Here is a 22,269-nt window from a genome sequence, read left to right as displayed (position 1 = left end):
CCTGTCCCCCACACAAGGAATAGGTATGAACAAGATCCACAGCAAAATCTGGAGCCGCGCGCTGAACCAGCTCGTGGTCGCTTCGGAGATAGCCACGTGCCATCGCGGTAGCGGACAGAGACAAGGTAAGCGCCGTCCATCGTTGCGAGGCCTGAGCCCGGCGGTTTTCACCGTACTGCTTGCGTCGGGCTGGATAGGGGCTGCGTCGTTGGCGCAGGCGCAGTCGGTGGACTGCACGCCAGGACCTCCTTACAACGCCTATAACAGCACCGCCTCATGCATGGGTTATGGCGCCAAGGCCAATGGGCTCGGAGCCACTGCGCTGGGTTCGACGGCGACCGCTCAACAACTGGGTGGCATCGCGGTGGGATACGCCTCGCTCGCCACGGGGCAAAACAATATCGCGGTTGGCTTTCAAGCCTATACGACAGGCATTAATTCCGTTTATCTGGGAGCGCGTTCCGCCGCCGGTACGGGCGCGACCGCGGACAACGCGATCGGTATCGGCACCGACGTAACGTCTTCCGCCGCGAATGCCATTGCGATGGGTTCAGGCTCCAAATCGTCGTCCGCATCCGCTATCGCCATTGGCACCAACTCGGATGCTTCCGGCGGCACGGCCGGCGGTTTGGCCGTGGCTATGGGTGCAGGCGCCAAAGCAGTTGCCACCAACGGTGGTTCCCCGATTGCCATTGGCGCGAACTCCAACGCGAGCGGAGGCTCGGGTATCGTGCTTCCCGATGGCAACACAACCACGACATTCGAAGCACTTGCGCTAGGCAACAAGGCGAACGCCACGGGTATGCAAAGCGTGGCGATCGGCAACTTGACCGGCGCCACCGGAACATGGAGTACGGCCGTCGGCTCTATCGCCAATGCCTCGGGGGAGGAATCCACCGCCATCGGCCAGCTCGCGCAGGCCACGGGTACGTATGCCACGGCGCTGGGTGTGGGCGGCAGTGTCGTCGCCACGGCGGTGACAGCGTCGGGTGCCGGCTCGCTCGCGCTAGGCGGCAATGCCACTGCGGGCGCTGTGGCATCCGGCGTCAATGCCATTGCCCTCGGCGGTCAATCGGTGGCGTCGTCGACGGCGAGCGTCGCCATGGGCAAGAGCTCGAAGGCGCTCGCCGCCTCGACGGTCGCCATCGGCGACAGCAATACCGTCGCCGCCGCGGCCGGCACCGGTTCGATGGCCGGCGGCCATAATTCGCAGGTGCTTGGCGGTTTGGGCGCCATCGCGCTGGGTGAAGGTCAGACCGCCAACGGCAACGGCGCGGTGGCTATCGGCGACCCCAACAGTGCGACCGGCAACGGTGCCATCGCGATGGGTTCGAACAATGTCTCCAACGGCAATGGCGCGGTGGCCATGGGCAACGTCAACAATGCACAAGGGCAGGGCTCGGTCGCGATCGGCAACAACACCCGCGCTCTGGCCGCCGGTTCGCTGGCCTTCGGCGACACGGCGACGGCAAACAACGCGGGCGACGTTGCACTGGGTTCGGGTTCGACCACGGCAGTCGCGGTAGGTACGGCCAACGCCGTCATCAATGGCACGACGTATAACTTCGTCGGCACCACACCGACCAGTACGGTGAGCGTGGGCGCGGGGGGTGCCGAGCGTACCGTCACCAACGTAGCCGCCGGCCGCATCAGCGGGGCCAGCACCGACGCGATCAACGGGTCTCAGCTGTTCGCCACCAACCAGGCGGTGGGCACGGTGGGCACCACGGTGACCAACCTCGGCAATACCATCGCCACCAGCATCGGCGGCGGCACCACCTACAATCCGAGCACCGGCAACCTCACCACCAACGTCACCTACGGCGGCAACACCTACAACTCGCTGCAACAGGTGTTCAACCAGATCAATGGCGCGGTGACCGGTGGTGGCATCAAGTATTTCCACGCCAACTCCACCCTGGCCGATGCCAATGCGACCGGCACGGATAGCGTGGCGATCGGCCCGGTTTCCACGGCCAGTACGGCCAACGCGGTATCGATCGGCAATGGCGCCACCGCCGGCACTAACGTCGGCGACGTGGCACTGGGCGCGGGTAGTGCCACCGGTGCGGTGGTCGTTACCGCGAGTGGCACCATCAATGGCAACAGCTACGCCTATGCCGGTACCACACCGACCAGCACGGTCAGCGTAGGTAGCGCGGGCGCGGAGCGCACCGTCACCAACGTGGCCGCGGGCCAGGTGAATGGAGCCAGCACGGATGCGATCAACGGCTCGCAGTTGTTCGCCACCAATCAGGCGCTGGAGACGTTGAATAACAATGTAGTCGCCGGCGCAACGCACTACTACAGCGTCAACGATGGGGGCACGGCGAGCGGCAACTACGCCAATAACGGCGCCACCGGCCTCAACGCGCTGGCTGCCGGTGTGGGTGCCAGCGCGGCGGCCGACAATGCCACTGCGCTGGGCCAGGGCACGGGCGTTTCCGTGCTGGGCGGTGTGGCGCTGGGTTCGGGAGCGGTATCCGACCGCGCGATCGCACCGACCTCGGGCTCGATTCTCGTCGGCACCAACGTGATTCCCTACAACACGACGGATCGCACGCTGTTAGGCGCAGTTTCGGTAGGCAACGCTACCGACTTCCGCCAGATCACCAACGTGGCCGACGGCACGCTTGATCAGGATGCGGTGACCTTGCGTCAGCTGAAGGGTGCGATGAGTTCGTTCTCTGTCACGCCGATCAAGTATTTCCACGCCAACTCCACGGCTTCCGATTCGTTGGCGGCGGGCGCGGAGTCGGTGGCGATCGGCCCGAAGACCACGGTGAACGGCGACAACGGCATCGGCATGGGCAACGGCGCGATCGTGCAGCAGACCGCGCCGGGCGGCACGGCGATCGGTCAGAACGCCACGGTGAACCTCGCCGACGGTGTAGCGCTGGGCACCAACGCTGTGTCCAACGGCATCCAGGCAATGGCATTGGGTGCGGGAACGGAGGCGGCCTTTGCGGGTAGTGTCGCGCTGGGTGCAGGGTCGAAGACGGACGCGGCAGTGGGCACGGCCGGAGCCACCCTCAACGGCGTTATGTTCAACTTCGCCGGTGCTACGCCGGGGTCGACGGTGAGCGTGGGTAGCGTAGGTGCGGAACGTACCCTCACCAATGTGGCGGCAGGCCGTATCAGCGGAATCAGCACGGACGCAATCAACGGCTCGCAGCTGTACGCCACTAACCAGACGTTGGCGGCGTTGTACTCGCAGTTCAACAATCTCACCACCACTGTCAACAATTTGCCGAAGGGTGGTACCACCACGGTGAACAACACGTTCCAGACCAGCACCGACAACACCACGCAAGCATCGTCCTCGGGCAGCAACTCGACCGCGGCCGGTGCCGGCTCGACCGCATCGGGCAACAGCAGTACGGCGGTCGGCGCCGGTTCGACCGCCAGCGGCAACAACAGCGTGGCGATCGGCGCGGGTTCGGTGGCTTCCCAAGCCAATACCGTATCGGTGGGATCGGCCGGCAACGAGCGAACCATCACCAACGTTGCGCCCGGTGTGAACACCACCGATGCAGCGAACGTGGGCCAGTTGAACGAAGCCATCCAGAGTGCGGAGAACTGGTCCAAGAACTACGTCGACCAGCGCTTCCAGAGCGTAGACCGCGACCTCAACCGCATCGGCAACCGGGCCAATGCGGGCATCGCCTCGGCGATGGCCATGGCAAGTCTGCCGCAGGCCTACCAGCCGAACCAGAATGCGGCGGCGGTGGCACTGGGCAATTTCCACGGCGAGACCGGCATCGCTGTCGGCATGTCGACCATCACCGAGAGCGGACGCTATGTGTTGAAGCTCAACGCCACGACCAACTCGCGCGGCGATGCCGGCGCGGGTGTCGGCGCGGCCGTGGTCTGGTGAGGAGGAGCGAACCCATGAACGCTATTCAAGGAATCAACAACATGCGTCTATCGTTGAAAGGTATCAGCCTGGTTTCGCTCGCACTGGCACTGGCCGCCTGCGGCAACATCAGCCGCGACGTGGCGAAGGACGGCCGCTCGAGCGGCGAACTGGTGTGGCCGGCGACCCACGACACCACACCCATGCACAAAGGCGGCACCTTCCCCAATCTGGCCAATCTGCGGCAGGTGAGGGCAGGGCTCGACAAACGACAACTGTCCGACCTGATCGGCTATCCGCATTTCAGCGAAGGCGTATGGGGCGTGCGCGAGTGGAACTACGTGTTCAATTTCCGCAAGCCCGGTAGCGACGAGGTGACGGTGTGCCAGTACAAGGTGCTGTTCGACGACGACAAGCTGGCGCGCAGCTTCTACTGGAAGCCGGAGTCGTGCGCGGCGCTGCTCACGGAATCGACACCCGCCGAACCCGCTGCGGAGGTGCGCACGCCGGCCAGATCGGTCGTGCTTTCCGCCGATGCGTTGTTCGCCTTCGACAAGTCATCCCTGACACCGGCAGGACACCGGTCTTTAGATGATCTGGCTAAGGAATTGCGCGACCAGGGCGACAAATGGCGGGCCGTGCGCATCGTTGGCTACACCGACCGCCTGGGTAGCGAGGCGTACAACCAGAAATTATCCCAGCGGCGCGCCGATGCGGTGATGAACTATCTGGTGGCGCAAGGCGTATCCGCGGAACGCATCCGCGCCGAGGGCCATGGCGCTCTCGAGCCGGTGAAGGACTGCCCGGAGGGTCCGCACACGCAGCTCATCGCGTGCCTGGCGCCGAACCGGCGTGTTGAAGTAAAGATCGATAGCGAGAACTGAGAAGCGGGAACCGCGGCATAAGGCGCCATGGATGGCGCCGACCTTTCCGCCTGGCAATATTACGATGTAAAACTCGCCTATGCCGGGCATAGGCGAGTCTGAAATCTCACTGCCAGAAGTTCAGCCAGGTCCAACCCTTATTCATGAGCCGGCTAGGCTCCGCCACGCCAGACGACGCGCATTCGGCGATTCCGCAGGCATTGCCGATGGTTTGAGATGCCGGCAGCGTATACCCCGTGATGATGGTGCCGGGAACGATGTAATCCAGTGAAGGATTTGCTCCGCAAGGTACTTCTTCGGTGATCATGTACGCCGTATGGACATTTCCCGCGTGATAACTAAGAGCGGTACAAAGTCGGATCTGCTGGCCAACCAGCGTCCCGTTCTCGTCGAAGTATTTGTTGGACGTGGCGTTCTGCGCCAGAGCGTGGGCAGTGCCGGTAACACAAAGAAATGGCAGAACAATGAGAGCGAATTTCGCTAGCGTGTGTGTCATAACGTGCGTCTCCCCAATGCGGACGATTTCCGCTGATGACCCATTGCAATCAATGGATCGCGCCGAGTTTAATGTTGCAGAACCCGGTCGTCTGTAGTCCTTTACCTACAAATAGAGCTTGCATGCGCGCCCATAAGAGTCCTCATCTTGCAGGTGTCAAGCGCAGGGCATGAACGGAAAGCCACTACCGCAAAATACGGAGTCGCAATGCGAAAACTAACTTTGAAACGTCTTCAGATACTCTGCCTATGCATCGGGACGAGCCTTGGCAGCATGGCTTGCGCAGCGTCGTGTGCACCTGGCGATACGAAACTGGCGGGACATTATTATCTTGAAGGTGTGATGGAGGTAGGCTCGGAATTGCTGCTTCGGCCCGATGGAACCTTTGAGTACGCGCTTTCCGCCGGTGCGATGGATCTGGCTGCGCATGGCTGCTGGAGCCGCACGGGTGAGCGTGTAGCGCTGATATCCGCCAAGCAAGGCGGTCCCATCGATGTTCGTCGTCTTACCACGATATCGAACGATGGCACGGGTTCGCCGGAAAGTATGGTTCCAGTGCCTCTCGCGGACGACGTTAGCGATCCTTCGGCACATGGTTCGATCACTGTCGCCGTGGGTCGTATAAAGGGCACTGAAATCCATCTGGACTTTGCCGATGGACGTTCCATGTTTAAAGTCGTCGAATCCGGCGATCAAGTAGTGTTCGCCCAAGCGAAATCTTCCGCCATCAAACGTGTGGGCATCAAGCTCCCGTTCGGAGGCGAGGCACTACGCTGGTTCGACAACGACGAGCCGTCGCGCCGTCTTTTTCTGTTTAGCGTCGATACCCGTTCGCTCACACCCCAGGCCTTCCCGCGCCTTGAGCTCAAAACGAATGGAGCCGATCGACTTGTCGTCGCGTCGGAAGAAATGGGGCAGGGAGGCACGTACGTACGGCATTGAGAGTCAGCGACTCAACGCCTGGCGTTAGACGGCAACGGTTTCTTTTTTTAGCATCGAGATAAGGCAATCTCATGATAGCTGTTGAAGATGCGGTGAAATTATTTGGTTTGTCGCCGCAAGATGGGCCTCTCGACACCTATTTGACGACCCTGGGCATCAATGAGCGCCCCAGATTCGAGCAAGACCCCGAAGAGTGGTTAAGTAAAGCCGACGAAGGTTATATCCTGAAATTTCGTGCGAGGCATGGCTACAAAAGGCTTTATGGAGAAACGATTGCCGTCGGAGATATGCTCTTAAGCGGCATTCGCCTGCACGGGCCGCACAATGTCGACGGCTTCAAGCCCTATCTTGGCAAGTTGCCCTTCGGCTTGCATTTTGAGCAAAACCCGGACTTCCTCACGCAAATTTTAGGACGACCCAGTTTTGAAGATGCCCCCGGTACGCGTGCGCGCGTTTTGATGTGGAATTGCATAGAAAATTTGCAGATCGGAGTGGTGTTTACTGCCGACGAAAAGAAGTTTTCCTACATAAATTTTAGCCCGGTAAAGATTCAGTTTTATAAATAAATGAACGAAATTCGTAGTTCCGCCTGCAAATTGTGCTATCGCTCCAGCGTATCTCGCCTGATGTGCTGGATCTGATCGGCGGTCCATCGGTCAGCAGCTTCGCCGCTGTGCTAATACGAGTTCGTGCGGCTGGTTATTCCTCGATACCAGTAAGTACCAACCCCGCCGTTGCTGCGCGGTGGAAAATTGCGGCACCGCGTTCAAAATGGGGCGCTATCGTCATCGACTCGACCCGGCTCACTAGGGATGATCAGACCATCCCTAGCGAGGCGCTGGCCGTGATTACTAAAAAAAAGAACGTAGCGTGCCGAGACGAAATGTCGGGTAAGCAACCGTAAGTTGCAGTACAAGTCATCCGCCGGTGAAGCGAAAGAAAGCGCGGTCAAGGGGCGGGACTGAACGGTGGCCGCGCGGGTTCTTACGTTACAAGGATCGATGACCTATTGCGCATTCAATAACAGGAGAGGAGATATGGCTTACCCATTGATCCCGGGAAATGCCACGCTACTCGAAGAAAGGATGTTTGCCACGGCGCAGACGATTACCTTTTCTACATTCACATCCTGCATCGGTGTGATTGCGAGGGCAGGAAATCAGCTGACCGCTGTTCATCTGGTTGCCGCATTGAGCGACACCCAAGTGTTTGACCAGCATGTCGTTGCAGCCGTAAACGCACTCCTCCCCCCAGTTCGCGATGAGATCAAAGTTGTCGGCTGTATTAGCGTTTGGCGGACCTTGGCAAATGGTCTTGCGGGCCCTTTCAACCAGCTCATAGGTTTGATTGGCGCCAACCAACTAGACCAACTTGACAAAGATATGGGGCACTATGTTGCTTCAACACTAAATAGTGGGCCGATCGTGATTACTCACACTCCGTAGCCACTGACCACCTCCCAATGCTTTCTTCGCGCGCTCTTCGTTGTATTCCTTCGCCCAAACGCGGATGACGACCCGGGCGTGTCTGCTCAGGCGCAACCCTTGGGCTCGGGTATACGCAAGGTGCACAGGCCTGCGGCGAGCAGGCTGACGCCGCCCAGGCCAAGTGCCCAGATTGGCTGATTGTGAAAGCACAACCGCAGTAGTAGACCGAGCACGCTGGCGGCGAGCAATTGCGGGATCACGATGAAGAAATTGAAGATGCCCATGTAGACGCCCATCTTCGCCGTGGGCAGGTTGTCCGAAAGCAACGCATAAGGCAGTGACAGAATCGAGGCCCAGGCAAAGCCGACGCCAATCATCGAGGCGAGCAGCCAGTGTGGATCGCGGATGTACAGGAACGACAGCAGGCCAGCCCCACCCAGGCACAGGTTCGTCACGTGGCTGATACGCAGGCCCCACCGGCGTACCATCAGCGGGATAACCACCGCGGCCAACGCACCAAACCCGTTGTATGCGGCAAACAGCACGCCGACCCAGTTGGCGCCCTCGTTGTAGGCAGAGGAGCCGGTATCGGCGGTGGCGTAAAGCGTCTGCGTCACGCCCGCGGTGGTGTAGATCCACATCGCGAACAGCGCGAACCAGGAGAACAGCTGCACCCCGGCCAGTCGCCGCATTGAGCTGGGCATGCCATACAGATCGCCCATCACCTCGCGCAGCATCCCGTGGCTGCGGGTGCTGCTCAGCCAGATGAGCAGCAAGCCGAACACGATCAGGCCGCTGGCCAGTAGGTAAACCTCTTTTTCCAGCGCGAAATGCCTGATCGCGACCAGTACCGCGATACCGACCAGCAACAGTAACAAGCCCGGTCGCCAGGCGCGCGATACATCTACCGCCGGCCCATCCGCCACGTTGTCGGCGAACGATTGCAGCTGCACAGGCGAGTATTCGCGCGTGGTCAGGGTGGTCCAAAGCACCGCGCCTAGTAGTACCGCACCGCCGCCATAGAACGCGTACTTCACCGTATCGGGGATACTGCCGTCCGTCGCTGTATTGCTCACGCCTAACTGCGCCAGGACCCACGGCAGCATGGAGGCGATCACAGCGCCGGCGCCGATGAAGAAACTCTGCATCGCGTAACCGGCGGGTCGTTGTTGCGTGGGTAGCTGATCTCCGACCAATGCGCGGAACGGCTCCATCGACACATTGATCGACGCATCCAGAATCCACAGCAAGCCGGCTGCCACCCACAACGCCCGCGCGTTCGGCATCCATAGGAGCGCCAGCGAGGCGAACACTGCTCCGACCAGAAAGTACGGCTGGCGCCGGCCCAGGAAGCTCCAGGTGCGGTCGGAGTAGTGACCGACGATCGGTTGCACGATCAGCCCGGTCAGCGGCGCGGCGATCCATAGGGCGGGGATATCGTTCACGTCCGCACCCAACGTCTGGAAGATCCGACTGACATTCGCGTTCTGCAATGCGAAGCCGAACTGGAGGCCAAGAAAGCCGAAGCACATGTTCCATATCTGCCAGAACGACAGTGCGGATTTCCGTGTCATCGGTGCCTACCTTCGTTGTAGGTGATGTCGTGCCGCGCGGCCGCGTTCGCTGGCGGCATGCTCAGCACGCGCGCAGCCGGTCTGCGCTGTGGTTGATCCAGGTCATGGGTGCCTCCCTCCAGCAATAGTTATGTCATGGCGTGACGCAACTCGCATGCTGCGGGCGCAGCATTGGCGGCCCTTGTTGCCGGAGACAGCCTTTCATGGTGCGCATGCGTCGCGGTGCGGGAGCCAGCGCCTGCCTATTATTCGTCGCAATGCCGATCGTCCTTGTAAAGCGGAGGGCTCTGGCGGCATAGTCGATCGACAGCGTGATAGCGATAACAGCGGAGAATCCATGCGGGTACGCCTCGAAGATGTGGCACGCGCAGCGAGCGTATCGCCCAAGACGGTGTCGCGCGTGCTCAATGACGAGGCCAACGTGACCGACGCCACGCGTCAGCGCGTGCGCGCTGCAATGGAGGCGATGGACTATCGCCCGCATCCGTCGGCGCGCAGTCTGGCGGGCAGTCGCTCGTTCCTGGTAGCGATGTTGTACGACAACAACGACAACCCGGCCTCGACCTATCTGGCCGAGATTCAGGATGGTGTGCTCGAGGCCTGCGACGCGCATCGCTACAGCATGATGGTGCGCCCGCTGCGCATGCGCGACGGCGATTTCATCCGTCGCTTCGATGCGTTGATTTCCGACCACCATCCCGACGGCGTCGTGCTGACGCCACCGATCACCGACTATGCACCCCTGCTGAAACGCCTGCGCGAGCGCAACGTGCCTTATGCCAGCGTGTCGCCGTTGCGGCGCGGCAAAATCATAGGCGTGACGATGGACGAGCAGCGGGCTGCGCGGGCGATCACGGAACACTTGCTGGAGCTGGGCCACCGGCGAATCGCTCATGTGATAGGCATCGCCGACCATGGCGCCAGCCGCTGGCGACTGGCTGGCTATCGCGAGGCGATGGCCGCCGCGGGTCTACCCGAGGATCCGGCTCTGGTGGTACAGGGCGCTTTCACTTTCGGCTCAGGTGTGGAGGCGGCGCGGCAGCTGTTTTCACTGACCGAGCGGCCGACGGCGGTGTTCGCTGCCAATGACGACATGGCCACCGGCGTGATGTGGGCGGCGGGCGAGTATGGCTTGAAGCTACCCCACGACCTGTCGGTCTGCGGTTTCGACGATACGCCGCTGTCGCGTCAGCTGTGGCCAGCGCTCACCACCGTTCAGCAGCCCAGTCGCGAGATGGGGAAGATCGCAGCCGAGCAATTGCTAAGCGTGTTACGCGGCCACGGCCCCGGTCGGTTGGTGCAGATACCTTTCTCCCTGCAGATCCGCGGCTCCACCGCCATCGTACTCTGAGACCATTTCACTCCACCCAATGGAGCGAAAGTTATGTTGCAGAGCAAATTGACAGCGCTGTCATTCCTGCCACCATGCGACCCAGACGCGTACCGTCGGTGCGCTAACCTGGAGCGTTGCCGTGCCATTGCCGCAGCCATCGAGCCCGTTTCTGCGAAGCGTTTCCGTGGCGCTGTCTTTTGCGGGCGCACTGCTCATGACCGTGCCCGCCATGGCCAGCGATGCGACTATCGTGCACCCCGAACGGTGGCCAAAAGGCGACTCGCCGCTGCCGCCTGACCCCGTAATCGAATCCCGGGTCCAGGCTTTACTGATGAAGATGTCGGTGGCGGACAAGGTCGGCCAGATGATCCAGGCAGACATCAAGTATGTGACTCCGGACGATGTGCGCGAGTATCGCCTGGGCTCGATCCTGGCCGGTGGCAACTCCAAGCCGCCCGGACAGCCGTATCCCATGGCATCGCAGTGGCAAGCGCTATCGGATGCGTTTTACCACGCGTCGATGGACATATCGCACGGAGGACTGGCAATCCCGGTGCTGTTTGGCATCGACGCCGTGCATGGCCACAACAACCTTGTCGGCAGCACGCTCTTCCCGCAAAACTCCGCGCTGGGTGCCACGCGCGATCCGCCATTGATCCACGACATCGGTGAGGTCACCGCGCAAGAACTGCGGGCCAGCGGTATCGGCTGGACTTTCGCGCCCACGCTCACCGTGCCGCAAGACGTGCGCTGGGGTCGTTCCTACGAAGGTTATTCGCAGGATCCGGCACTGGTCGCGCAATACGCTGCCGCCGTGATCGCCGGCCTGGAAGGCAAGCCGGGTACTCCGCAATTCCTGGATGCCGGGCATGTGATCGCCACCGCCAAGCATTTCGTTGGCGACGGCGGCACTCGCGAGGGTAAGGACCAGGGCGATGCCGAGATCGGCGAAGCGATATTGCGCGACGTGCACGCCGCCGGTTATCCGCCTGCGATCAAGGCCGGCGTGCAGGTCGTGATGGTCTCGTTCTCCAGTTGGAATGGGGTGAAGATGGCCGGCAACAAGGCGCTCATCACTGACGTGCTGAAGGGGCGCATGGGTTTCGATGGAATCGTGTTGGGCGACTGGAACGCGCACGGCCAGGTGCCTGGCTGCACCGTCGAGGACTGTCCGGCGGCATACAACGCCGGGCTGGACATGCTGGAGGCGCCCGACTCCTGGAAAGGGCTGTACAAGAACACTCTGGCCGAGGTGAAGGCCGGGGTGATTCCGATGAGCCGCGTCGACGATGCGGTGACTCGCATTCTGCGAGTCAAGATGCGCCTGGGCATGTTCGATGGCCAGCCGCCATCGGCCAATTCGCTGGCGGCTCGATCGGCGCAGGTCATCGGAAGTCCCTCACATCGCGCGCTGGCGCGGCGGGCGGTACGCGAGTCACTGGTGCTGCTGAAGAACAACCAGGGCGTGCTGCCGATTGATCCGCGCAAACATATCCTGGTTGCCGGGAATGGTGCCGACGACATCTCCAAGCAGAACGGTGGCTGGACGCTAACCTGGCAGGGCACGGGTCTAACCAACGCGAATTTCCCGGGAGCCACCTCCATTTGGGCCGGTCTCCAGGCACAGGTGAAAGCGGCTGGCGGACGTGCCGAGCTGTCGGTGGATGGCGGCTACAAGGAGAAGCCCGATGTCGCCATTGTGGTGTTTGGCGAAGATCCCTACGCCGAGTTCCAGGGAGACCTGCCGAACCTGGCATACCACCCGGGCAACGATCACGACCTTGACCTGCTTCGTCGGCTACGTGGACAAGGCGTGCCCGTGACGGCGGTGTTCCTGACCGGACGGCCACTGTGGGTGAATCGCGAGATCAACGCCGCCGATGCCTTCGTGGTGGCGTGGCTCCCGGGCAGCGAAGGCGAGGGCATCGCCGACGTACTGCTGCGTACCCGTGACGGTCGTATAGCGCACGACTTCCACGGCAAGCTGGCATATGCGTGGCCGCGTAGCGCGGTACAGGTGCCGGTCGTCGCCCAAGGGGAGCATCCGCAGTTCCCCTACGGCTTCGGTCTGACCTATGTCGATAGTGGGAATACGGGTCCTTTGTCTGAGGACCCCGGGATCGTACTAAGCACTGAGCCGGCCGGCGTTTACTTCACCCGCGGCAAACCGGCACGGGGTTTCGCGGTGCGCCTGACCGGCGCGAACGGCGCGGCCATGAATGTCGTCGCCATGCCGGCCGTCACGTCGGACGGCAGCCTGCGCATCGGCGCGCTCGACTACAAGGCACAGGAAGACGCGCGCAGCCTGAGCTGGTCCGGTACCGGAGTCGGTGCCGCGAGTGTTGAACTGGTGGCACCCGCACCACTCGACGTGGAACGCGAAACCAATGGGGACGTGTTGCTGGTGACCACATTGAGGGTCGATGCCATATCGCCAGAGGATACGTCGACGATCGGGGTCGGCTGCGGTGCCGGTTGCAGTGGTCGGGTGCCAGTCGGACGCCAGCTTTCCGCGTTGCCTCAAGGGCAATGGTTGCGTCTGGGCATTCCGTTGAAATGTTTCCGCGACGCCGGCGCCAGCATGAGCAGGGTAGACCGGCCGTTCGAATGGTCCAGTCATTCCGGCGGGCGGATTGCTATCGCCGACGTATCGCTCGGCACGGTAGCGGACCGGACGTTGGCATGCCCGGCCCAAGGGGACAAACCATGAAGGTCGAGCCGCTGTTCACCGTGGCGATACTGCTGGCGCTGGAGTGGATTTCGCGATATCGGCCGGGTCGTTGCGCCGGCGCGAGTTCGCCTTGCTTTGCATCAATATCAAGTTGCTGAAAGGCTCGGCGAGTGGTCCGCGGGGCTGTGCTGCACGAGTTTGTGATTGCCTTGATTGACTTGCTGCCATGCGGCAAGCATTCGTCGCAATGGCGCTCTATTATCCAGTAATGACAGCGCTGTCATTTTAGGGCTAATGGCGTGCCGGTGGGGGAGTTGGGAAACCTTTTGTCATGGCCGGAGCGTGCGGCGGACAACATTGATCCGAACGATTTACAGGGAGAGCCAGATGAATCTGCATCACAAGTTGTTGTATGTCGCTATGTCGCTCGCGCTTGCTCCGGGTACAGTGTTTGCGGCGGATCAGGATGCAACCGTGCAAAAACCGCCATCCCAGAATCCGGGAGCCGCCGGCAAGAAAGTAACGAATCTGGATGCCGTCTCGGTTACCGCAACCAAGCGCGAAACGCCGCTTCAGAAAACGCCGGTGGCGGTTACGGCGATCGCCGTTGACACGCTCGACAGAGAGCGCGTAATGACTGTGCAGGACCTGACCAAACTGGTACCAGGCCTGCAAGGTACATCGCAAGGCGATCATGGCGTAGTGACGCTTACCATGCGCGGCATCGGCAACGACAGCGCCAAGACCGAATACGCCGATCCCGAAGTCGCAACCTTCGTCGACGGCGTGTACGCACCACGCGCCGAGGCTGCGTCGGGTCTGTTGCTGGATATGGATGGCGTCGAAGCGCTCCGCGGCCCACAGGGCACACTCTGGGGCCGCAACTCCACCGCCGGCGCCATCAGCTTCCAGACAGCCAAGCCCGAGATCGGCGCAGGCTTCTACGGCAATGCGCAGGTTGGGGCGGGCAACTACAACCAGATCGGCTCGCGCGCCGCGTTCAACTTGCCCATCAGCGATACCTTTGCCATGCGCGTCGCCGTGGTGCACGAACAGCACGATGGCTACGTCGATTACCAGAATCCGTCGAGCCAACTGCCCACCGTGGCGCAGCAGCAGCAGGCGTATCTCGCTTCTTCCGCCTCCGGCGGCACGCTGGCCAACTTCAAACCGATCGACCCCAGCCAGTATGTGCAGAGCGGCGATAAGTACAATACGCAGGATCAGTCAGCGGCGCGCGTCAGTGCGTTGTGGCAGCCTAGCGATTCGTTCAAGTGGAATCTGTCGTACGAGTACTTCGTCGACCGCGGCACGCCCAGCCTCAGCCTTATGCAGACACCGCGCCAGGGGCAGGATTTCTGGTCCGCGCTGATCGATACCGCGCCTTACCTCCACCGTACGTCCAACACGGTGCGAAGCCGTATGGACTGGAACGTCAACGATGGCATGCAGCTCAGCTACATCGCCGGCTACAACCGTTACTCCGGCAAGAGCGACTTTGACCAGGACGTCGGTGTCAGTGTGCCCACCAGCTTCACCACCAATGGCGTCTATCAGGACGACCGCACCAACGATTCCAACTACAAAAGCTGGAGCCAGGAAATCAACCTGAAGTCCGTCGGGCCGCAGACCGTGGACTGGATCCTCGGTGCGTACTACGGCTACGAAGACAACGACATCCGGTTCGACATCCCCATCATGAACGGTACGCGCTACGGCACCGTGAGCTGGCAGGGTTCCTTCATCCAGCCGAAGGAAACGGTGGAGTCGTACGCGTTGTTCGGTCAGGCCACCTGGCATCTCAGCGACCACTGGCGCCTCACCGGCGGCGTGCGCTGGTCGCATGACGACAAGGAGAACAAGGGCGGTATCAACTGGGGTTGGAACTACGACCCGACCGTGCCGCAGGTGCCGATCTCTCCGGGCGTGTATCCGGATCCGTCGAACGGCTTCGCCATCTCGCAGCGAAACACCGCCAAGTACAGCAAGAGCAAGCCGACCTGGTTGCTGCGCCTGGATACCGACGTTGGCGAAAACGGCATGGTCTACGCCAGCGTGTCCACCGGCTACAAGTCGGGCGGCACGCAGGACGCGGGCACGCTGTACAAGCCCGAGACGCTGACCAACTATGAAATCGGCAGCAAGTTCACCTTCCTCGATGGCCACATGACGTGGAACTCGGCCATCTATTACGAAGACTTCAAGAACTTCCAGCTCTCCGCACCCATCGTCTATCCGGACGGCAACCACGGCCTGGGCTTCTCCAATGTCGGCGGCAGCACCAAGGTGCTCGGATTCGAGTCGGAGCTGGCGTATCAACAGAAGGGCGATCGATTCAACCTGATCTTCTCGGCCATTCCGAAGAAGGAGCTCGGCACGCTGATCTACGCCGGTTCCAACGACTACCAGGGCCTGCCGGCATGCCCACCGCAATCCAATCTCGCCAACTGTATGAACGTCACAGGCAACGATCTGCCGCATGCACCGAACGTGTCGCTCACCGCCATCTACGAGCACGACTTCCACCTTTCCAACGGCGGACGCCTCACGCCACGCATCAGCGCGCAGTACCAGAGCACGCAGTGGCTCAGCTACTTCAACCTGGGTTCGGGCGACAAGCAGAAAGCGTACACGCGTGGCGACCTGTCGCTGCGTTACAGCGAACCGGGCGACAAGTGGTGGGTCAACGCGTACGTGCAGAACGTGTCCGATGAGAAGACCCGCACCAGCGCCGGCCGTTTCCTGATGTCCGACGGCTCGCTGCAGTATGTGTCGCAGTACCTCGCGCCGCGTACCTATGGCGTTCAGCTCGGCGTGTGGTTCTGACGTGATGCACGGCGGCCCGCATGACGCACATGCCGCCTGACGTTTGCCGTTCCTAGTTCTCCCTGTGAATGGCTTTTTTGCCGGGTCCGCGTGGGGCGGCCCGGCAATTCTTTCTTTTCATCGTGCAGGACCGGCAGGGACACACCATGGCATGTCTGAAGAAAGTGTTGATCGTGGGCGGCGGCACCGCCGGTTGGCTGGCGGCGTGCTATCTGGCCAAAGCGGTCAACGCGGTCGACCCTCGGAGCGTGCAGGTGCATCTGGTGGAATCGCCGGACATCGGCCTGCTTGGCGTGGGCGAAGCGACGTTCCCGTCCATTCGCGGCACACTGTCGGCCATCGGCCTCGACGAGCGCCGCTTTCTGGTAGGTGCCACCGCGACGTACAAGCAGGGCATCCACTATCGCCATTGGGTACGGCCGCCAGGAACCCCCGGAGCGGATCACTTCTTTCATCCATTCAACGTACCCAGCCAGCGTCCGGGTGGCCCCGAGTTGTTGCCGTACTGGCTGCTGGGTGCCGCACCGGAGGGCATGCCGTTCGCCGACGCCGTGTCGATGCAGAGCACGCTGGTCGATCACTCGCGCGCGCCCAAGCGCGCAAGGGATGCGGACTATCAGGGGCCGATGAATCACGCCTTCCACTTCGATGCCGCCTGCTTTGCGCGCGTGCTCGCCGAGCACGGCCAACAAGCGCTTGGCGTGGTTCGGCATGTGGCGACGGTGGAGCGCACGGAGCTGGACGAACACGGCGCCATCGCGCGCGTGGTGACGAAGGAGGAGGGCGAGCTCACCGCCGATCTATACGTGGATTGCACCGGCCTGCGCGGCATGTTGATCGGCAACGTGATGCAGTCCCCCTTCCGCAGCCGGGCGGACGTGCTGTTCGCCGATCGCGCCGTGGCCATGCAGGTGCCGTACGAAACCCCCGATGCACCGATCCCCTCGTACACCATCTCCACCGCCCAGGAGGCAGGCTGGATCTGGGACATCGGTTTGCAGAAGAGACGCGGCGTCGGTTATGTCTATTCGTCGCGGCACACCAGCGACGACCGTGCCGAAGAAGTCTTCCGTCGCTACGTGGGCTGTGCCGGCGAGGGCCTGAAGGCCATGCACATCAAGTTCGAGACGGGATACCGCCCTGAGCACTGGCGCAAGAACTGCGTGGCGGTGGGTCTGGCCGGCGGCTTCGTCGAGCCACTGGAATCCACCGGCATCGCGCTGGTCGAGCTGGCGACCTACCTGCTAACGCACCTATTGCCCAGCGACACCGACAACATGGAAAGTGCTGCACGTCATTTCAACGAGATGATGGTTGCACGCTACGACCGCATCATCGATTTCATCAAGATGCACTATTGCCTGAGCCAGCGGCGTGACTCGCCGTTCTGGATCGACAACGCCGACGTCGCCAGCATCCCGCAAACCCTTCAGGAAAAACCGTGAAGTGGAAGCAGCGTCCGCCGCACCGGCTGGATTTCGTTGGCGACCTGGAAATGTTCATGACCGCCAGCTGGCAGTACGTGCTATACGGCATGGAGTTCCAGACCAACCTCGAGTCCATGCGCAGCGCCTATCCGCACATGGAAGCGGCGCGCCAGGAATTCGCAATGATCCGGCAGGCGGCCGCTCGTGCACTCGACGACCTGCCGGACCATCGTGCGCTTGTCGAACAGCTGCGCCATGAATACATGCAGCGCAGCCGGTCGGATGCGGATAGGGCGGCATCCGTTGTCGGTTGAACGGTAGATTCCGGAAGTGTGGTTGCATCGGAACCGATTATTCGGAAGTAATCGCACGGTGCGCTCGCATGGCTCGCGTTTCCGGCCGAGCGCGAAGACAGTCGCGCCTAAGAACGGTTCGCTTCCGAGTGGCCAACGATGGACAGATTTTAGTTGCCTGGACGCGTTCCGGCGGTTGCGTCGGTTGCGACCGGCGTGATGGCCACTGTGGCTGGCGTCGGCGCTGGAGATGGCAGCGTCAACTCGGGGTTGGCCTGTTGCAATTCCAGCGCGCGAATGCGCTGCTGCACGGCATCGAGCTGATTGCTGCTGCTGCGTAGTTCGTCGGTCAGTGAGCTGGCTTGCTGTTGTGCCTGTTGCTGTAGTGCCACCACTTGCTGGGCCTGCTGCTGTTGACGCGTGGCATCCTGCTGCAAGCTGCGGAGACGTTCTTCGTTCGCGGCGACCAGCCGATCGGTGTAGCGCTTACCGGCCTGCAGGCGCAGGGCATCGATATCGACCTGGGCCAGTTTCTCGGTCTGCGCACTGAAGGAGCGGTAGGTGATCTCCGCCTCGTTCACCGAATCGGTATGCACGACGCGCCAGATTTCTTTGTCGTGGAACAGCGTGACGTAGTAGGTCAGCTTGTCGGTCAGAAAGAGAAGGCTGGCGCCATAGCTGCCACTATAAGTGGTGCGCAGTTCGGTCAGCTGATGGTTGTCTATCAGCTGGTGCAACTCAGCCACTGTGCTGGCACTCAGCGTTGTAAGCGCCGGGCTGGCCGATGTCGCTTCGGGTGCTGGGGTTGGCGCCACCGCTACGGGGTGTTTCTTTGGCGTAGCCGTTGCGGCGCACGCGAGACCCGGCGCGAGAATCAATGCTGCGAGAACGCAGGCCGATACGCGGCCAATACTGGAATTCATCCCCTAATCCCCCGATCATGGACTTCACATATGCATGGCGGTACTGCCGACGTGCCGGACGAGTCTAGCACGCGGAAATGAGTGATTCGTGGACGTGTCAGTGCAGGCATGGGCGTCATGTGATTGGCATCAATAAACCAGTTGGGCAGGGTGACATTGGATGGATTGCACGTGTACGTCGGTGCGGCCTAACTCCAAACCCAGCACCTGGGCCAGGGTGTTGCTGAGCAATCCGCCGACCCCGTTGAGGATCGGTTTGAGCAGAGCCAGTGCGGGTCGCAGCAGCACGCAAAGAACGCTGTTGCAGGTGACGTTGTTGGTGGTGGGATCCGTCACGCTGCCGTTGCCCGTGTACTTGTCGAGTAATCCTGACGGTGCGGTCTGGATGTACGAAGCGAGATTGTTCTGGACGCAGTTGTTGTAGTTGACGAGCACGCTGACCAGGCCATTGCAGTTATTGATCAGCAGGCCGCCGAGCAGAGTGCCGAGCAGACCGTTGAGCACGCCCAAACCTTGTCCCGTCACAGTAGATTTATAGGCGGCCCATACCGGACCGTCTTTCCAGCACGTCGCCAGTCCCAGCAAACCGCAGGGATAGGGTTGTCCATTGGGTACGGTCCAACTACCCAGTCCCGGCAGCGAGGATGCGGCTGAGCCGTTCTGAACCAGGCTGATAATGTTGTCGACGCTGTAGAAGCCGCCACCAGGATTGGCCGCCTGCGCGTAGGTGGTTGCCAGTGTGGTGGCAACGCTGCCCGCGGTCGTGCCCGATGGGCTCGGATTGAGTATGTTGCTCAGCACATTCAACAGTGCGTTGACCAGTTGATTGACGGTGTCGCCGATCGCCAACGGGTTGATCCGGGTCGAGCCCGTTTCGTCGGCGGCAAGAGTAAGGTTCTGGGTATCGCTGAGCGCGTTGAGCTGGATCCTGTTGTTGATTACTGTCGCATTGAATAGCTTAAGTAGTGTTTCATTCTGCAGGCTGCTGTCGCAGACATCGCGCTGTGAGAACTTGACGCTGGGATCGACTTTGCCGACGCAAGCTCGAAGCACCGAGGAGTCCACCTGGATCGTGGCCGTGGCGGGTTGAGTACCGCACTGGATAGAAGTGAGCGTGCCCTGGGCGTTGACCACATCAACATAGATCGGAAGATATAGCCGCGTCTGCAAGGTTTTGAGTAGCGTGCCGACGAGTGGTATCTGATCGGAATCTACAGTCACGTACAGCCGGACCTGCGCGTTATAGGCTTTGGTGCCGACGCCGCCGATACCTATCGAGGGCGGTTCGATAACGCTGGCCTGTGCGGTCACGGCGCCGAGAATGTTGAGATTGCCGATTGCGACGGCATTTTTGCCATTGGCGATGCTGATACCGGTGGTCAGCAGATCGAGTACGTTGAGGTTGGCTTGCAGCGCACTGGAACCCGAGCCATCCGGCGAAATGATCTGCGCGAACAGGCTGCCGCCAGTGCCGTCGTTCGATCCCAGCTGGATCATCGCCTGATTGATATTGAGCTTGGCTGCCAGGGCGTTGCGCAACGCGCTGAGGTCGATGCTGGCAAAGCCGCTCTGAGCAATCAGGATAGCGGCGGCATCGAGCAGTTGTCCCACCGAAATTTTGTGCGCGGCGAGCAGGTTGTTGAAATCGCCCGCGCTGATGTTCGCGCTGACCGGAATGCCTAGTGCGGCAAGCAGGCCCGAAGGAGTGATGGAGACCTGGGCCAGACCGTCGTAGCCAAGCACGGTGGCTTTATCGAGATTGACGCCGATCAGGGCGAGCAGGTCGCCCAGCGGTGTGTGGCCGTTGACTCGCAGCAACTGCGAACCGACGGTGAATACCGCCATCGGCGGCGTGCGTTTAGCGACCGCGCTCGCGCTAACCGTGGGCAGGCTGGCGTTCTGGTGAAAAAAGGGCAGCACGCTGCGTTGGCTGACGACCTTGACGGCATTCACGGTCGCCGTGCCGGTCGCGCTGACGAAATGATCGGCGTTGGTGTTGTTGACCGGATCCCAGTTGCCGCATTGGATGGTGAGCGTGCCGCCGAAGCGGTTGTCGGTCACGGCATTGCCTCGCGCGGCGGCGTTATCGGCATTATCGCCGGTGCATGTTTGCAGACGCTGGGCACCGGCCAGCGCGGCCAGGTCGGCGATCTTCTGGTTGTCGCGCTTGGCCCAGTACAGGTAGCCGACTTCCACCAGGCCAAGCATCGTTACCAGGCCCAGCAGCATGATCATCATCGGCACGGCCATGGAGCCGCGCTGGCGGTAGACGCCATGACGGATTCGCGCTGCAGAAAAGGTCGTATCCATGGGCGTTTATCTTCCGCTGCCGCTGCCGTCGGTTCCTTTGGATACTTTGGTCTCGTAGAACTCGGGAATCTCGTGCTCGAAACTTTTCAGGTAACGCTGGTAGCTGGCGCTAGCCTGGTCGCCAAGAATCGGCAGTCGCCGTCCGCCGTGGTTGCCTTCGATCTGCATGCGCAGCAGATCGTGTGTGCCGTCGCCGATCCGGTAGTCGCGGGACGGGTGCACTGTATCTGTCGGTGCCGCGGCGGCCGGGTAAGTGGCTGTGCCCGGGGTCGTGGTCGCCGATGACGATGCATCAACGCTCGTCGCCGGTGTCTCGGGGTTATCGAGCATCTTCTGGGTGAGTGGCGTTTGCTGCGCCAGCACAGCGTCCGCACTCAACAGCCATACAATGGCAAAAATATACCCACGCCGGTACGGCCTGGGTGGCAAAGTGATCGCGCGCTGAATCATGGCCGAGCCCCCTTGGTCACGCGGTTGCTATCGAAGCGATCGAGCATGGCCTCGGGAATGCCGACCATGCGTGATGTCGTACTCGCGGAATCCGTGCCCGTTGATGTTGGCGGGTGTGGATCGGTCACGGTTGTAGCGGCGATCGGCGTGCGGCGAAGCTCCAACGCGAGCCTGAGAATTTCGGTACGACTGGCTGGCTGTAGTTGCGCCTTCTGCATCATCGCCTCGGCCTGCGCCGTGCGTCCTTGCAGCAAGTTCCACAGGATCAGGTTGGAAACCCCTTTGGTATTGGATGGCGCTAGCTCGGCCGCCTTGGCTAGTGGCTCGTGCGCGCTATCGAGGTTGCCTGCTTGCAGTCGGGCATAGCCGAGATCGCTCAGGTACGCGACATTGACCGGATCCATTTGAACGGCGCTGGCCAAGGCCTGCTCGGCTCGGTCGCGATCGCCGGCCCTGGCGGCGATCAGGCCCAGGCCATGCCATGCAGCCGCGACCTGGGTGCCGGTGGTCAGGCCTTCGTAAAGCTTGCCCGCGGCGGCGGGCTGGCCGGTCTCGCGCAATGCGTCGGCTTGCAGCAGGCGCAGTTCGGGCGAATCGCCGTACTGCTTGCGGAACGCTTCCACGTGCGCCAGTGAGGCGTAATAGGCGCCTTGCTGTTGCATCTGACGGATCAGTTGCAGATACATGCCGCGATCGTTCTGCGCGGGTTGTGTGGTCTCATCGGTAAGTTTGGGCAGGTTCTGCTGGCGATAACCGCTGAACGCCGTGGCGCAGCCCGCAAGCAACACGCAGCCAAACACCATGCCCGGCAAGCGCAGCAGCGACATCATGCGGTGCGCGCGATGTAACAGAAGCAT

Annotated in this window: 17 protein-coding genes; 11 read left to right on the top strand and 6 right to left on the bottom strand. The window is 61.5% G+C overall.

Annotation, left to right across the window (positions count from 1 at the left end):
- The first annotated feature begins 25 nt into the window (after nt 1–25).
- Both AC3IR3_RS10480 and AC3IR3_RS10475 read left to right on the top strand, forming a co-directional pair.
- On the top strand, nt 26–3,877 hold the full coding sequence (locus AC3IR3_RS10480; RefSeq protein WP_489196817.1) for a YadA-like family protein: 3,852 nt from the start codon (nt 26–28) through the stop codon (nt 3,875–3,877).
- Between the two features lie 14 nt (nt 3,878–3,891).
- The gene (locus AC3IR3_RS10475; protein WP_489196816.1) at nt 3,892–4,740 is read left to right on the top strand and encodes an OmpA family protein; all 849 of its coding nucleotides are present in this window, start codon (nt 3,892–3,894) and stop codon (nt 4,738–4,740) included.
- 106 nt (nt 4,741–4,846) lie between these two features.
- On the opposite strand, the gene AC3IR3_RS10470 is transcribed toward AC3IR3_RS10475, so the two are convergent.
- Nucleotides 4,847–5,236, bottom strand: a complete 390-nt coding sequence (locus tag AC3IR3_RS10470) for a hypothetical protein (protein ID WP_489196815.1) — start codon at nt 5,234–5,236, stop codon at nt 4,847–4,849.
- 207 nt (nt 5,237–5,443) lie between these two features.
- Here AC3IR3_RS10470 and AC3IR3_RS10465 point away from each other — a divergent pair, with 207 nt between their 5' ends.
- The 4 genes from AC3IR3_RS10465 to AC3IR3_RS10450 all read left to right on the top strand — a co-directional run bounded on the left by AC3IR3_RS10465 (nt 5,444) and on the right by AC3IR3_RS10450 (nt 7,623).
- Complete coding sequence (locus AC3IR3_RS10465; protein ID WP_489196814.1) at nt 5,444–6,178, top strand: hypothetical protein; 735 nt, start codon at nt 5,444–5,446, stop codon at nt 6,176–6,178.
- A gap of 71 nt (nt 6,179–6,249) precedes the next feature.
- Nucleotides 6,250–6,744 (top strand): hypothetical protein, encoded by a 495-nt coding sequence (locus AC3IR3_RS10460; RefSeq protein WP_489196813.1) that lies wholly within the window; start codon nt 6,250–6,252, stop codon nt 6,742–6,744.
- Between the two features lie 85 nt (nt 6,745–6,829).
- Nucleotides 6,830–6,988: a CGNR zinc finger domain-containing protein gene (locus AC3IR3_RS10455; protein WP_489196910.1), complete on the top strand. Its 159-nt coding sequence runs from the start codon at nt 6,830–6,832 to the stop codon at nt 6,986–6,988.
- A 227-nt stretch (nt 6,989–7,215) separates the two neighbouring features.
- Nucleotides 7,216–7,623, top strand: a complete 408-nt coding sequence (locus tag AC3IR3_RS10450) for a hypothetical protein (RefSeq protein ID WP_489196812.1) — start codon at nt 7,216–7,218, stop codon at nt 7,621–7,623.
- 86 nt (nt 7,624–7,709) lie between these two features.
- On the opposite strand, the gene AC3IR3_RS10445 is transcribed toward AC3IR3_RS10450, so the two are convergent.
- Complete coding sequence (locus AC3IR3_RS10445; protein ID WP_489196811.1) at nt 7,710–9,179, bottom strand: MFS transporter; 1,470 nt, start codon at nt 9,177–9,179, stop codon at nt 7,710–7,712.
- Nucleotides 9,180–9,516: 337 nt separating this feature from the next.
- Here AC3IR3_RS10445 and AC3IR3_RS10440 point away from each other — a divergent pair, with 337 nt between their 5' ends.
- The 5 genes from AC3IR3_RS10440 to AC3IR3_RS10420 all read left to right on the top strand — a co-directional run bounded on the left by AC3IR3_RS10440 (nt 9,517) and on the right by AC3IR3_RS10420 (nt 17,750).
- Nucleotides 9,517–10,530, top strand: coding sequence for a LacI family DNA-binding transcriptional regulator (locus tag AC3IR3_RS10440; RefSeq protein WP_489196909.1), 1,014 nt, complete (start codon nt 9,517–9,519; stop codon nt 10,528–10,530).
- Between the two features lie 196 nt (nt 10,531–10,726).
- Nucleotides 10,727–13,222, top strand: a complete 2,496-nt coding sequence (locus AC3IR3_RS10435; RefSeq protein ID WP_489196908.1) for a glycoside hydrolase family 3 protein — start codon at nt 10,727–10,729, stop codon at nt 13,220–13,222.
- Between the two features lie 348 nt (nt 13,223–13,570).
- On the top strand, nt 13,571–16,009 hold the full coding sequence (locus tag AC3IR3_RS10430; RefSeq protein ID WP_489196810.1) for a TonB-dependent receptor: 2,439 nt from the start codon (nt 13,571–13,573) through the stop codon (nt 16,007–16,009).
- A gap of 146 nt (nt 16,010–16,155) precedes the next feature.
- Nucleotides 16,156–17,454: a tryptophan halogenase family protein gene (locus AC3IR3_RS10425; RefSeq protein WP_489196809.1), complete on the top strand. Its 1,299-nt coding sequence runs from the start codon at nt 16,156–16,158 to the stop codon at nt 17,452–17,454.
- A complete protein-coding gene (locus tag AC3IR3_RS10420; protein ID WP_489196808.1) occupies nt 17,451–17,750 on the top strand; it encodes a hypothetical protein in 300 nt (99 codons plus the stop codon). The genes AC3IR3_RS10425 and AC3IR3_RS10420 overlap by 4 nt, the downstream gene beginning before the upstream one ends.
- A 149-nt stretch (nt 17,751–17,899) precedes the next feature.
- Here AC3IR3_RS10420 and AC3IR3_RS10415 read toward each other — a convergent pair whose 3' ends face one another.
- From AC3IR3_RS10415 to AC3IR3_RS10400, 4 genes are all read right to left on the bottom strand, one after another.
- Nucleotides 17,900–18,652 carry a DUF2968 domain-containing protein gene (locus tag AC3IR3_RS10415; RefSeq protein ID WP_489196807.1) on the bottom strand — a complete coding sequence of 251 codons (753 nt, stop codon included), beginning with the start codon at nt 18,650–18,652 and terminating at the stop codon, nt 17,900–17,902.
- Between the two features lie 129 nt (nt 18,653–18,781).
- A complete protein-coding gene (locus AC3IR3_RS10410; RefSeq protein WP_489196806.1) occupies nt 18,782–20,962 on the bottom strand; it encodes a TadG family pilus assembly protein in 2,181 nt (726 codons plus the stop codon).
- A gap of 6 nt (nt 20,963–20,968) precedes the next feature.
- Nucleotides 20,969–21,412 (bottom strand): DUF3613 domain-containing protein, encoded by a 444-nt coding sequence (locus AC3IR3_RS10405; RefSeq protein WP_489196805.1) that lies wholly within the window; start codon nt 21,410–21,412, stop codon nt 20,969–20,971.
- Nucleotides 21,409–22,269 (bottom strand): tetratricopeptide repeat protein, encoded by an 861-nt coding sequence (locus AC3IR3_RS10400; protein WP_489196804.1) that lies wholly within the window; start codon nt 22,267–22,269, stop codon nt 21,409–21,411. Before AC3IR3_RS10400 ends, AC3IR3_RS10405 begins: the two co-directional genes overlap by 4 nt.

Source organism: Luteibacter sp. GL_149, from assembly GCF_057834065.1.
This window is presented reverse-complemented; position numbering and strand designations above follow the sequence as displayed.